This window comes from Ruminococcus sp. J1101004sp1_RTP21198st1_B9_RTP21198_201120 (genome assembly GCF_040924245.1).
GTDB lineage: Bacteria > Bacillota > Clostridia > Lachnospirales > Lachnospiraceae > Blautia_A > Blautia_A faecis.
In genome coordinates this window covers 11451-24895 of the sequence record NZ_JBCOMI010000010.1, presented here as the reverse complement: position 1 = coordinate 24895, position 13445 = coordinate 11451, and the positions used below count along the sequence as shown (strand labels likewise).

Sequence of the window (13445 nt, the reverse complement as noted above, 5' to 3'; positions counted from 1 at the left end):
GGGAGGAATCTGCTATTCCACGTTCCAGCTTCTTCCACTCCTCCTGGGTGGCTTCTCTGTACCCGCCCTCTTTCAGGCCATCTATTGTCAGTTCCATGATTCGTACGCGCTTCAGACTAAGCACCTGATATCCCAGATATTCACACATTCGGCGGATCTGCCGGTTCAATCCCTGGGTGAGAATAATCCGAAAAGAATTTCTCCCTGTTTTTTCCACAAAACACGGACGGGTAATGGTATCCATAATAGGAATTCCAGATGACATTTTTTTCACAAAATCACCATCAACTGGTTTATTCACAGTCACCAGATATTCTTTCTCATGGTAGTTTCCCGCACGCATGATCTTATTTACCAGGTCTCCCTGGTTTGTTAAAAGCAAAAGCCCTTCGGATTCCTTATCAAGACGTCCTATGGGATAAATTCGAACCGGATAATTCAGATACTCCGTAACTGTAGTCTCCTGGCGCTGTTTTTTTGTGCTGCACACCACACCTCGGGGCTTGTGAAATAAAAGTAGAACTTTTTCTTCTACTTTTTTCACAGGCTTACCATCCACAAATACAACTGTATCTGCTGTAATCCTTTCTCCCGGTTCTGCCTTATGACCTTCCACAGTCACCCGTCCGTTCCGGATCAGGCTGTCAGCCTCACGTCTTGAACAGAATCCCGCTTCGCTTAAGTATTTGTTGATTCTGATTTTTTCGTCCATTTTTCCATTATATAGTTTTTCCCGGGCATATGCAAGGCAAACCTTGCTCCAAGCTCTAGAGCCTGTTTGAAAAATCATTCCCGCAATCTGCACGCTCCACTTTGTGGGAGATTTTGCCCGAATTCAGTTGCCGTAGCCCGCTACGGCGCCTTCATCCGGACAAAATCTCCCACAAATTGTGACGCACATCTTGCAGAAAGCCTTTTTCAAACACGCTCTAGGATTCTGCATTGGTCAAGTTGAATGTGAGGGATGGATTACTCCTGTGTAATTCCGGTTACTTCATAGCCAGCGTCTTTGATTACCTGGCGGATTTTGTCCTCGTCCACTTTCTCTGGTGCTGAGAAAATAGTAGTTCCGGCATCATGGGAGGATACAACATCCTGTACCCCAAATGCTTCCTGGATTGCTTTGTTTACGTGTGCTTCGCAATGTCCGCACATCATTCCTGTTACATTAACTGTCACTTTTACCATGGTATTATTCTCCTTTTTGTTAGTATTGTTATTAATATCGCTGCATTCGTTCAAAAGCTTGCAGCTGTTATTAATCGTTTGTTCTGCATCTGAAGTTTTATCTGCATTGAATGATTTTGAGAAAACAGCAGATGATGCTTCAGAGAAATCAGCAATATTTCCAGAATTGGATTCTATGGAAACCGGATTCTTGACTTTTTTATCTTTAACTGCGTCATGAATTTTAAACAGGTTTAGCCTCAACGCGTTGGTAACTACACAGAAGCTGGAAAGGCTCATGGCAGCAGCGCCGAACATCGGGTTCAAGGTCCATCCGAAAATTGGAATCCATACGCCGGCAGCCAGCGGAATACCAATTACATTGTAGAAGAACGCCCAGAAGAGATTCTCGTGGATGTTGCGAAGAGTAGCGCGGCTCATACGGATAGCAGCTGGCACGTCGGAAAGCTGGCTTTTCATAAGGACAATATCTGCTGCGTCGATGGCTACATCCGTTCCGGCACCGATGGCAATACCAATATCTGCTCTGGTAAGGGCTGGTGCGTCGTTGATTCCGTCGCCAACCATGGCAACCTTGCCTTTTTCCTTCAGGGAGCGGATGACGCTCTCTTTTCCATCTGGAAGGACGCCTGCAATAACCTGGTCAACACCTGCCTGTGCGCCGATGGCTCTGGCCGTGCGCTTGTTGTCTCCGGTAAGCATAACTACGTGGATACCCATATTCTGAAGCTCTTTGACCGCCTGTGCACTGTCCGGTTTGATTACATCAGCAACTGCAATGATTCCAAGAAGTTTTCCATCTTTTGCGAAAAGAAGAGGAGTTTTTCCTGCTTCGGCAAGCTTCTCGGCCTGGTTCATAAGAGACGGAGAGACAGCTGCCAGAGTGCTGATGTATTTCATGCTTCCGCCGATAAGCGTGGAAGCACCAAGCTTCGCAGAGAGTCCATTGCCGGGAAGAGCCTGGAATTCTGTGACTTCCTGGGCTGTAAGACCAAGGCTTGCAGCTTTTTCCAGAATGGCTTTCGCAAGAGGGTGCTCGCTCTTTTTTTCAAGGGCGTAGGCAAGGGTGAGAAGATCGTTCTCAGATACGTCGTCTGCAGGGAGAATGTCAGTAACCTCCGGCTGACCGTTTGTGATGGTTCCGGTTTTGTCAAGGGCTACGATCTGAACCTTTCCGGCTTCCTCAAGGGAGACGGCTGTTTTGAAAAGGATACCGTTTTTGGCACCCATTCCGTTTCCAACCATAATGGCAACCGGAGTGGCAAGACCAAGGGCGCATGGGCAGCTGATGACCAGAACGGAAATTCCTCTTGCCAGGGCGTAGCCAGCCTCATGACCGGTAAGCAGCCAGACAATAGTTGTTATAATTGCAATGGTGATAACAGCAGGTACGAAAACACTGGAAACACGGTCTGCGATTTTTGCAATAGGAGCTTTGGTGGCTGCAGCATCACTGACCATTTTGATGATCTGGGAGAGGGTGGTGTCTTCGCCAACGCGGGTAGCTTCACATTTGATGAAACCAGACTGGTTGACTGTGGCTGCGGAGACAAGATCTCCGGCAGCTTTGTCAACAGGGATACTCTCACCTGTAAGGGCAGATTCGTTGACTGCACTGGAGCCTTCGATAATCACACCATCCACCGGGATGTTTTCACCAGGGCGAACAACAAAGGTGTCACCTTTTACAACCTGGTCAATGGGAACGGTGGCTTCCTGGCCGTTTCGGATGACAACGGCAGTCTTGGGAGCAAGCTTCATAAGACCTTTTAAGGCATCCGTGGTCTTGCCCTTGGAACGGGCTTCCAGCATTTTTCCAACGGTGATCAGGGTCAGGATCATAGCGGCAGATTCGAAATAGAATTCCATCATGTAGTGCATGACAAGTTCGGAATTGCCGTCAACCTGGGCTCTGGTCATGGCGAACAGGGCGTAGACACTCCATACAAAGGAGGCCATGGAGCCGAGAGCTACCAGGGTATCCATGTTCGGAGAGCGGTGCCACAGACTCCTGAAGCCACTGATGAAAAATTTCTGATTGATGACCATGACGATTCCTGCAAGAAGCAGCTGTACAAGTCCCATGGCGATATGGTTGCCATCAAACCAGGCTGGCAGCGGCCATCCCCACATCATGTGTCCCATGGAAAAGTACATCAGCACCAGAAGGAAACCTACTGATGCAATGAGTCGTTTCCTGAGAAGTGGCGTTTCATGATCTTCCAGGGCTTTTTCAGCATCGGAAACGGATTCCTTCTGACCGGAAGCCCCCTTCAGGCTGCAGCCGTATCCGGCTTCTTCTACAGCTGAGACAATGGCAGAGGCTGAGGCGGTTCCTTCTACCCCCATGGAATTGGTAAGCAGGCTCACGGAGCAGGAAGTAACTCCCGGAACCTTGTTTACCGCTTTTTCTACACGGGCGCTGCAGGCTGCACAACTCATGCCGGTGACGTTGTATTGTTCCATAATAAATTCCTCCTTCGATTACAGTGTTTCGATACCGACGGACTGCTCCGCACATTCGTACCTCCGCAGGCAGGTACACATTCGGAATACGCTGATATCTCACTTCATTAGCTTCTGCAAAGTTGCAACCAGCTCATCAATGGTTTCGTCTTTACCGTCACGGATATCTCTTGCCACACAGGTTCGGATATGATTGGCGAGAAGTTCCTTATTAAATGCATTCACAGCGGCATTTACAGCTGCTGACTGAATAAGAATATCGTTGCAGTAAGCGTCATTCTCCAGCATTCCTATAATCCCCCTTATCTGGCCTTCAATACGTTTTAGACGGTTTACCAGCTTCCTGCGCTCTGCTTCGGAACGATCGGTGTGCTTGGTACAACAGCAGGAACAGACCTTCTTGGTAGTTTCCTGGCTGGAAAGAGTTGCAGGATCGGCTGCGGTGTGGCTACGGCAGGATTCGGATTTATGATCAGCTGTCATAGGCGGACTCCTTTCCTTATATACCCCTTAGGGGTATGTACTTGATGAAATCAATATATACCCTGGCGGGGTATTTGTCAATAAGTAATTCACAGAAAACCCGAGAATTGCGGCGCGAAACCATGCGAAAGCATGATTTCTGTGCATCGCGAAGCGTGTTGCTATGAACGGAGTGAATAGTAATCTGTTTGAAAAATTATTCCCGCAATCTGCACGCCCCACTTTGCGGTATTTTTTGCCCGAATTCAGTTGCCGTAGCCCGCTACGGCGCCCTCGTCCGGACGAAATCTTCTACAAATTGTGACGCACATCTTGCAGAAAGCCTTTTTCAAACATACTCTAGTTCATAAAAAATACATAAAAAGTTCATAAAAAATATATAATAATATGGTACATATTAAATATCCGAGTCGAATATGTATAATGGTTATAGCGCGAAGGTTGCATCATGAACATGATGCGCAAAAGAGAATCCGGTGAGAGTCCGGAACGATGCCGTCACTGTGTAAGGGAATTGCTTCAGAGCCCACTGGGAAACCGGGAAGGGGGAGCAGTGTTGACTGAAGTCAGGAGAACTGCCTTGGCGTGGAATCTTAGGTCTGCGGTACACAGAACCTGTATTCTCATAACGATACATGAATATTTCCTGAATGTTTTTTGGAAGAAAAGTGTGTATATGAGAATGTGTGCAGTCGCAGAAAATGCGGCTGTTTTTATGCAATGGGAGATTGGTGATAAATTTCCCATGGGATTCTTTATACGTGATTCTATCCGGAAATACAAAAAAAAGAGGAAAAAGAAATGAAAAGAAAATCTTTATTAGCAATCCTTCTTGCAGCTTCTATGGCAGCAAGCATGACAGCAGCAACAGCAACTGTTGCATTTGCAGAGACAGAGGAAGCGGCAGAGGAGACAACAGACGATGCAGAAGCAGCTGATGATGCTGAGACAACAGACGATGCTGAGGCAGCTGACGGTGCAGAAGAAGCTGATGATGCAGAGACAACAGACGATGCAGAAGCAGCTGATGACACTGCAGATGCAGATAAGGAAGCGGCTGATAAAGTAGCAGCACTTATCGATGCTATTTATGTTCAGGAGAGAACAGATGATACAGATAAGCAGTGCAAGGAAGCTAAAGAAGCATGGGATGCCCTTACAGATGCTCAGAAAGAGCTTGTAGAGGGAGAAGAGGCAAGCCCAGAGTATTTCGGACGTGATACAGGTGATGCTTCCAAGGATGATCCTCGTAATCAGGACGAGATCGGTGAGAATGAGCTTCTTGTAGTAAGCTTTGGTACATCCTTTAACGACAGCCGTGCAGAGGATATTAAGGGAATCGAGGATGCTCTTGCAGAAGCATTCCCGGATTGGTCTGTAAGAAGAGCATTTACCGCTCAGATCATTATCAACCATGTACAGGCAAGAGATGATGAGCAGATTGACAACATGCAGCAGGCACTTGACCGTGCAGTAGCAAACGGTGTTAAGAATCTTGTAGTTCAGCCTACACACCTTATGCATGGTGCTGAGTACGATGAGATGGTAGAAGCTATTGATGCTTACAAAGATAAATTTGAATCTGTAGCAATCGCTGAGCCAATGCTTGGTGAGGTTGGCGATGACGCTACCGTTATCAACGATGACAAAGCTGCTGTTGCTCAGGCAATCACAGATGAAGCTGTAAAAGAAGCTGGATATGACAACATGGAAGCAGCTGCAGAGGATGGAACTGCATTTGTATTCATGGGACATGGTACTTCCCATACAGCAAACGTTACATATGACCAGATGCAGACACAGATGGATAACCTTGGATTTACAAACGCATTCATCGGTACTGTAGAGGGTGAGCCAGAGGATACAGCTTGTGATGAAGTTATCAATAAAGTAAAAGATGCCGGATTCAAGAAAGTAATCCTTCGTCCGCTTATGGTTGTTGCTGGTGACCATGCAAACAATGATATGGCTGGTGATGATGATGACTCCTGGAAGAGCATGTTCGAGGCTTCTGGAGATTTCGATGAGATTGACTGCCAGATCGAAGGTCTTGGAAGAATTGACGCTGTTGAGCAGCTTTATGTAGCTCATACTCAGGCAGCTATTGATTCCATCACGAAATAATTATCTTGGTATAAATTGTTATTGCAACAGAACAAAAGCAGCTGCTCCTACACTGTGGGGCAGCTGTTTGAGTAATAAAACAAATACGGCACACACAAGTGCACCGTAAATAAAGAAAAAGCAAGGAGAGTTATTATGAAACGTTCATTAGTTATTTTATTAACAGCTGTAAGTATTTCCGCTATGACAGCAGGAACTGCATTCCCGGCATTTGCAGAAGCCACAGAGGCTGAGGCAGAGGAAACCACAGATGGTTCAGAGAATGCCGTAGACAGCGAACTTGAAGACGGTGTTTATGGTGTAGAGTTTGACACAGACAGCAGTATGTTCCATGTAAATGAGGCTTGCAACGGAAGAGCTACCCTCACTGTAAAGGATGGTAAAATGACCGTTCATATTACTCTCGTTTCCAAGAATATTGAGAATGTTTTCCTTGGAACAGCAGAGGATGCACAGAAAGACGGTGCTGAACTGATTCAGCCTACTATTGATAAGGTAACTTACAGCGATGGCATGACAGAGGAGGTTTATGGATTCAATGTTCCAGTAGAGAAGCTGGATGAAGAATTTGACCTGGCAATCATTGGTAAAAAGGGCAAATGGTATGACCATAAGGTAAGCGTTACGGATGTGCAGGAGCAGACTGAGGAAGAAAAAAATGCAGTTGAGATCGGTGAGGAAGAGAAAAGCGAAGATGCTGATACAACTACAGATGCAGCTGCCGAGGAAGAGAATAAGGATTGATCAATAATCTGAAAGGGACATCACATGAGCGAAAACGGTTCATGCGATGTCCCTTTTTATATTTATTTTGTTTTGCCCTCACCGGCAAAATATTCTTTTGTCAGTTTCACAACTGTACCGGAAAGCAGGAACAAAGCAATCAGATTGGGAATTGCCATAAGACCGTTAAATGTCTCAGCAATGCTCCACATCAGTCCAAGGTTGGCAGTTGCGCCAAGGATGGCAACCAGGGAATAAATAACCATAAAAGGTTTGATCACTTTTTCAGAGAACAGGAACTCGATGCAGCGGGCACCGTAAAGTCCCCATCCGACTGCTGTGGAAAAAGCGAAGCAGCACATGGCAACTGCTGTAAAAATGGATACCCAGCTTCCATATGTAGAAGTAAATCCAAGGATAGTAAGCTCTGCGCCAGCTGCTTTTCCATAATCAACAGCAACGCCGCTGCAAAGGATAACCAGTGCAGTCAGTGTACAGATCACGATGGTATCTGTAAAGACTTCGAAAATACCGAACATACCCTGTTTTACAGGCTTTTTGGTATCTGCACACGCATGGGCAATGGATCCGGTACCAAGACCAGCCTCGTTAGAGAAGATACCACGGGAAACACCTTTTTTTAAACTTGTGAACATACTTAAAACAATGCCGCCTGTTACAGCTCTGGGCTGAAATGCCCCTCTGAAAATAGAAGCGAATACAGCTGGTACATTCTGAATGTTCAGAAGGATAACTCCCAGTCCGAGAAGAATGTAAAGCAGAGCCATAAATGGAACCAGCTTTTCGGTAACATGGCCAATTCGTTTGATTCCGCCAAGAAGGATCATTGCGATCAGAATGGCAATTATGATTCCGATGATCAGGTTGGAAGTAGAAACGGCGCTTTCGCTGATCACGTTATAATTCAGCAATGCAGAATTGATGGCAGTGGTGATAGTATTGACCTGTGTAGCGTTACCGGTACCAAATACAGTGAGCACGCCGAATGCTGCGAACAGATAAGCTAGCCAGTGCCATTTTTTGCTAAGACCGTTCTTGATGTAATACATAGGACCGCCTACCAGTTCGCCGTTGGCATTGATCTCGCGGTAGTGGACAGCCAGAGTAACCTCAGCATATTTGGTGCACATGCCAAACAGTGCAGAAACCCACATCCAGAATATGGCTCCGGGACCGCCGATCGCGATAGCACCTGCTACACCGGCGATATTGCCAGTACCGACCGTGGCTGCAAGTGCTGTACACACTGCCTGGAAAGGCGTGATAGCACCGTCAGATGCGTCGCGTTTGCGGAAAATACGTCCAAGGGTTGTTTTGATTGCGTAGGGGAATTTGCGAATCTGAAGAAAATTGGTGCGGATACTAAGATAAAGACCAACTCCGAAAATACAGACCATTGCAGGAACGCCCCAGATAAAATTATTTACAGCGGTGTTGATGGTTTCGATTATTTGCAGCATAAAATACCTCTCTGGAAGTTTTTTTTGATGTATGCGAACGGAACTTCTTCCATGTCACACACATTATTAAACTGGTGCAGCCAGAGCCTGTTTGAAAAATCATTCTTGCAATCTGCACGCCCGTTTTGTGGGAAATTTTGCTCGAATTCAGTTGCTGTAGCCTGCCACGGCGCCCTCATCCGAGCAAAAACTCCCACAAATTGTGACGCACATCTTGCAAAAAGCTTTTTTCAGATATGCTCTGGAGCTTCATTTATGTGAAGACATGACAACTACTGCACCATATTTAGCGGATAAAATTTGTCTTGATCTTATCTTCCGCCTGAGGAACTGCAATACCTGCCGCTTTCCCTGCTTCCAGGGATTTCAGAAGCCATGCCATATTGTTTCCAAGTGAGCGCATGATCTGAAGTCCTTCTTCATCCTGCGCAACTTCTGCAGGAGTATTTCCGTGAACCATGTTCCAGTAGTTAGCAGATACAACAGGCATTTCATGATAGCTGAAATATTTCTGAAGAACGTCTAAAGTAGCTGTGGTGCCGGCTCTTCTTGCAGAAGCAACTGCTGCAGCTGGTTTGTGGAGCATGTCTTTGCCTGCCATGGAGCAAAGCTTATCCATAAATTCAATGATCTGTCCGGATGGGGAAGCCCAGTATACCGGAGAACCAACGATAAGCGCATCTGCTTCTTTTAATTTCGCCGCGGCGGCTTTTACATTATCTGTATCCGGATTTCCAGCTTGGAAAATCTCAGTATCAATTCCATTATGATTCAGTGTTTTTGCCACTTCACTAAGTGCGGTGAACGTACAGCCTTCCTTGCGCGGGCTGCCATTTAAGAGTAAAACCTTCATGTTTTTCATCCTTTCTGAAGTAAGTTATATCAGACTGCGATAGCCGCAATCTGCATGCATCATCTCTCTAAAGCGGTAATGTATCTTCTTATTATACGATAGAAATAGTTGGATTTCAAGAGAATGGTTTTATTTTAAAAACACAATATGTTCACAATTTAAGATTATAATAAAAAATATTTGAACTATTCAGCAAATATTATTCCGCAAGGTATTTTATGTGAATCTGACTCACATAAAAATCGAAATCTTCGGCGCCCCACTTTGCGGTATATTTTGCCTGAATTGGTGAATGGTTATAAACATTTATTATGCGACAGAAAGGAAGTAGTAAGTGCTTCAGATCAAAGACATACACAAAGAATACAGAACAGGAAATTTGGTACAGCGTGCCCTGGACGGAGTGAGCCTTAGTCTTCGGGACAATGAATTTGTGGCAATTCTTGGTCCCAGCGGTTCGGGAAAAACCACTCTTCTGAATATTATTGGTGGTCTTGACCGGTACGATAGTGGCGATCTGATCATCAATGGGATTTCTACGAAAAAATATAAAGACAGGGACTGGGACTCTTATCGAAATCATACCATAGGATTTGTGTTTCAGAGTTATAATCTGATCCCACACCAGACAGTTCTTGCAAACGTGGAGCTTGCCCTTACCATTTCCGGTGTATCAAAAAGTGAGCGGAGACGCCGTGCAAAAGAAGCTCTGGAAAAAGTAGGCCTTGGTGCCCAGATCCACAAAAAGCCAAGTCAGATGTCAGGCGGTCAGATGCAGCGAGTGGCAATTGCCAGAGCACTTGTAAATGACCCGGAAATTCTTTTGGCGGATGAGCCAACAGGAGCCCTGGATTCAGATACCAGTGTACAGGTTATGGATCTTTTGCAAGAGGTCGCAAAGGAACGATTGGTAGTAATGGTCACCCATAATCCGGAGCTTGCTCAGCTTTATGCCACCAGAATCGTGACGGTAAAAGATGGGCGGATCCTTTCTGATACAGATCCGTTTGTGATAGACAGCGAGAGCATGGCACCTCCTGTTCACAAGAATATGGGAAAATCCTCCATGTCCTTTTTTACTGCACTTTCCCTTAGCTTTCAGAATCTGAAGACTAAGAAAGCCCGGACCTTACTTACTTCTTTTGCAGGCTCCATCGGTATTATCGGAATTGCGCTGATCCTTTCCATATCAAATGGTGTAGACAAATACATTACAAATATGGAAGAAGAAACACTTTCAGAATATCCGTTGCAGATACAAAGCACAGGAGTGGATCTTACCTCTATGATGATGGGAGCAGCCACAGCGCAGAGTGGGAAAAAAGATGGGGAAGTAGGAGTTGCCCAGATGGTGACTAATATGTTCTCCAAAATGAATTCCAATGATCTGGAGTCTCTGAAGGTTTACCTGGACAGTAATGAAAGCAGCATTTCCCAGTATGCAAATTCGGTGGAGTATACGTATTCTGTTTCTCCCCAGATTTTTCTGGAAAATGGAAAAAATATCCGACAGGTAAATCCGGACAAATCTTTTTCGGCTATGGGTTTGGGCTCTGGTTCCTCCAACAGCATTATGTCTTCTACCATGAGCACTGATGTTTTTCATGAAATGCCGGAAGATGCTGATCTATATAAGGATCAATATGACGTGAAAGCGGGAAGATGGCCTGAAAATTATAAAGAATGTGTACTGGTGCTTACTTCACAGGGCGATATCAGTGATTTTCTCCAATACACTCTTGGGCTTCGGGACGGTAAGGAACTGGATGATATGGTTCAGAAATTTATGGCAGAAGAGGCAGTGGAAACGCCAGAAAACGAGGGTCCATACACCTATGATGAAATCCTGGGGAAGAAATTTAAGCTGGTAAACAGTACCGATTATTATGAATATGATGAAGAATATAAGGTCTGGAAGGATAAATCAGACAACAGCTCTTATATGAAAAAACTGGTGAAAAACGGAGAAGATCTGACAATTGTGGGAATTGTCCAGCCTGTGGAAGGTGCCACTGCTTCCATGCTCACTGCAGGAATCTGTTATACCCCGGAGCTTACCAAACATGTGATCGAGAAGGCTGCTTCCAGTGAAATTGTGAAGCAGCAGCTGGCGGATGAAAAGATAAATGTTTTTACCGGAGAGGAATTTGGAAAAGAAGACAATGAGAACAGTAAGTTTGACATGGAATCCCTTTTTTCCATTAACGCGGATGCCCTGCAGGAGGCCTTTCAGGTAGATCTCAGTGGATTTAATATGGACCTGTCCAGTCTTTCGGGGCTGTCCTCCGGATTGAATGTGGAAATGCCGGATATGCCTGACATGTCAGCTCTGGCTGGAAATATAAATCTGGATGAGAGCAGTATGCCGGATCTTTCCAAGCTTATCAAGCTGGATGACCTTGATCTGGATCTTTCCCATATGATTGATCCGGAAGAAATTCTGAAAAATCTTCCGGCAGACCAGGTTCCGGATATGAGTCAGGCGCTGAAGTCAGTGAAGTTTGATTTTACAGAAGAGAAGGTAACTGCTTTGCTGAAAGAGGTTCTTACTGGTTATCAGGATAGCATTAAAGATAAACCGGAAGCAGATATGGATAAAATGCAGGCAGCATTGAAGCAGTATCTGACATCAAAAGAGATGAACGAACGTCTGTGCAAGGATCTGCAGGAGCTGGTGAAAAATAACGTGAACGTGGATATGTCTTCGGAAAAACTGATCGCAGTGGCTGTGGGGCTGATGAACCAGTATCAGGAGTATGCCAAGGCAAATGGTATCACTCAGACAGATGTGGCCAGCATTCTTGCCTTTTTAAGTCAGGGAGAAATCCAGCAGCAGATTAAAGAGGAAGCAGAGAATCTGGTTAAAAACAGCGTGACAGTGAATATTACCACAAAGCAGATACAGGATCTTCTTTTGCAGGACGTTGTAGCTGCTTATCCGGAGTATGCCAGAAATAATTCCCTTCCGGATCCGGCTAATCTGGGAACCTATTTTCTGGAATATATGCAGACAGAGGATGGGCAGAATCGTCTCATGAATGGACTTATGACTCTTGTGGATACCAGCGAGGTGCAGACGCAGTTTTCCCAGGCAATGGAAACTTACATGAAATCCATGATGACTTCTTTCACAGATGCGATCGCAAAGGGGATTGAGTCAAAATTTACAGAGATAATGGAACAGGTGGAAAAACAGCTTACAAAGGGAATTCAGACTGCTATGGAGCAGATGATGGGAAATATCAGTTCCGGTATGCAGGAGGCAATGCAGTCTGTGATGGCCAGCGTGTCATCCAGTATTACTTCTGCAATGAGCCAGGCTATGAGCGGACTTGGCGGATTGGGAAGCAGCATGGGAAATATGGAAGATGCGCTTTCCATTGATCCGGAGGCTTTTGCAAAAGCAATTCAGATGAACATGAATGAGGACGACCTCTCAGAGCTTATGATGTCCCTACTGTCATCTGAAAATTCTTCTTATGACGGAAATCTGAAAAAGCTTGGATATGCAGATCTAAATGTTCCTGGCGGAATTAATATCTATCCAAAGGATTTTGAAAGTAAATCAGAAATTGTAGGTATTCTGGATCAGTATAACGCGGATATGGAAGCGGCAGGAGAGGATGAGAAGGTGATCACTTATACGGATCTTGTGGGAACGCTGATGTCGTCAGTTACGAATATTGTAAATATTATCAGTTATGTTCTGGTGGCTTTTGTAGCGATTTCCCTTGTGGTTTCTTCCATTATGATCGGTGTTATCACGTATATCAGTGTTCTGGAGAGGAAAAAAGAAATTGGTATTCTAAGAGCGATTGGTGCTTCCAGGCACAACGTGTCACAGGTGTTCAATGCGGAGACGTTTATTATCGGATTTTGCGCAGGTGCTATGGGGATTGGAATTACATTGCTTCTTCTCATTCCTGCGAACAGCATTATCCGGTCACTGGCTGACGGAGTGAATGTGAAGGCGGCTCTTACTCCTGTAGCAGCAGTAGTTCTGATCGGACTGAGCGTGGTTCTGACTCTTCTTGGCGGACTGATCCCATCAAGAAAAGCTGCTAAAAGTGATCCGGTGACAGCGCTTCGAACTGATTAAAATAACAGAATTTGATGACTGATTTTGA

The 13445-nt window shown here is 45.3% G+C and carries 7 protein-coding genes, 5 pseudogenes and 1 riboswitch; of the genes and pseudogenes, 6 read left to right on the top strand and 6 right to left on the bottom strand.

The annotated features are described in order from the left end of the window. Positions 1 to 58 precede the first annotated feature (58 nt). Positions 59 to 889 (bottom strand): annotated as a pseudogene (locus AB5618_RS08350) (pseudouridine synthase); the annotation flags it as partial. Here AB5618_RS08350 and AB5618_RS08345 point away from each other — a divergent pair. Then, positions 839 to 955, top strand: a pseudogene (locus AB5618_RS08345) (DUF6783 domain-containing protein); the annotation flags it as partial. The pseudogenes AB5618_RS08350 and AB5618_RS08345 overlap by 51 nt on opposite strands. Before the next feature lie 14 nt (positions 956 to 969). Here the strand turns inward: AB5618_RS08345 and AB5618_RS08340 are convergent. The 3 genes and pseudogenes from AB5618_RS08340 to AB5618_RS08330 form a co-directional block, all read right to left on the bottom strand. Continuing rightward, positions 970 to 3654 (bottom strand): heavy metal translocating P-type ATPase, encoded by a 2685-nt coding sequence (locus AB5618_RS08340; protein ID WP_148461888.1) that lies wholly within the window; start codon positions 3652 to 3654, stop codon positions 970 to 972. A 99-nt stretch (positions 3655 to 3753) separates the two neighbouring features. Continuing rightward, positions 3754 to 4137 carry a metal-sensing transcriptional repressor gene (locus AB5618_RS08335; protein ID WP_148461887.1) on the bottom strand — a complete coding sequence of 128 codons (384 nt, stop codon included), beginning with the start codon at positions 4135 to 4137 and terminating at the stop codon, positions 3754 to 3756. Positions 4138 to 4298: 161 nt separating this feature from the next. After that, positions 4299 to 4409: pseudogene (locus AB5618_RS08330) on the bottom strand (DUF6783 domain-containing protein); the annotation flags it as partial. On the opposite strand from AB5618_RS08330, the pseudogene AB5618_RS08325 reads away from it, so the two are divergent. From AB5618_RS08325 to AB5618_RS08315, 3 genes and pseudogenes are all read left to right on the top strand, one after another. Then, positions 4386 to 4487, top strand: a pseudogene (locus AB5618_RS08325) (DUF6783 domain-containing protein); the annotation flags it as partial. The pseudogenes AB5618_RS08330 and AB5618_RS08325 overlap by 24 nt on opposite strands. A 71-nt stretch (positions 4488 to 4558) precedes the next feature. After that, positions 4559 to 4735, top strand: a riboswitch (cobalamin riboswitch). Between the two features lie 203 nt (positions 4736 to 4938). After that, the gene (locus tag AB5618_RS08320; protein ID WP_178090603.1) at positions 4939 to 6261 is read left to right on the top strand and encodes a sirohydrochlorin cobaltochelatase; all 1323 of its coding nucleotides are present in this window, start codon (positions 4939 to 4941) and stop codon (positions 6259 to 6261) included. A 135-nt stretch (positions 6262 to 6396) separates the two neighbouring features. Next, entirely contained in the window at positions 6397 to 7005 is a 609-nt protein-coding gene (locus AB5618_RS08315; protein ID WP_294429182.1) for a hypothetical protein, read from the top strand. A gap of 62 nt (positions 7006 to 7067) precedes the next feature. Here AB5618_RS08315 and AB5618_RS08310 read toward each other — a convergent pair whose 3' ends face one another. Continuing rightward, the gene (locus AB5618_RS08310; RefSeq protein WP_148461886.1) at positions 7068 to 8465 is read right to left on the bottom strand and encodes a sodium:alanine symporter family protein; all 1398 of its coding nucleotides are present in this window, start codon (positions 8463 to 8465) and stop codon (positions 7068 to 7070) included. Between the two features lie 27 nt (positions 8466 to 8492). On the opposite strand from AB5618_RS08310, the pseudogene AB5618_RS08305 reads away from it, so the two are divergent. Continuing rightward, a pseudogene (locus AB5618_RS08305) lies at positions 8493 to 8648 on the top strand (DUF6783 domain-containing protein); the annotation flags it as partial. Between the two features lie 103 nt (positions 8649 to 8751). On the opposite strand, the gene AB5618_RS08300 reads toward AB5618_RS08305, so the two are convergent. Then, complete coding sequence (locus AB5618_RS08300) at positions 8752 to 9318, bottom strand: flavodoxin family protein (protein ID WP_118579516.1); 567 nt, start codon at positions 9316 to 9318, stop codon at positions 8752 to 8754. 334 nt (positions 9319 to 9652) lie between these two features. On the opposite strand from AB5618_RS08300, the gene AB5618_RS08295 reads away from it, so the two are divergent. After that, on the top strand, positions 9653 to 13417 hold the full coding sequence (locus AB5618_RS08295; protein WP_148461885.1) for an ABC transporter ATP-binding protein/permease: 3765 nt from the start codon (positions 9653 to 9655) through the stop codon (positions 13415 to 13417). The last annotated feature ends 28 nt before the right edge of the window (positions 13418 to 13445 follow it).

Coding starts and splice junctions, on each gene's coding strand:
- AB5618_RS08320 (WP_178090603.1), top strand. CDS start 4,939: ATGAAAAGAAAATCTTTATTAGCAATCCTTCTTGCAGCTTCTATGGCA.
- AB5618_RS08310 (WP_148461886.1), bottom strand. CDS start 8,465: ATGCTGCAAATAATCGAAACCATCAACACCGCTGTAAATAATTTTATC.
- AB5618_RS08340 (WP_148461888.1), bottom strand. CDS start 3,654: ATGGAACAATACAACGTCACCGGCATGAGTTGTGCAGCCTGCAGCGCC.
- AB5618_RS08300 (WP_118579516.1), bottom strand. CDS start 9,318: ATGAAGGTTTTACTCTTAAATGGCAGCCCGCGCAAGGAAGGCTGTACG.
- AB5618_RS08335 (WP_148461887.1), bottom strand. CDS start 4,137: ATGACAGCTGATCATAAATCCGAATCCTGCCGTAGCCACACCGCAGCC.
- AB5618_RS08315 (WP_294429182.1), top strand. CDS start 6,397: ATGAAACGTTCATTAGTTATTTTATTAACAGCTGTAAGTATTTCCGCT.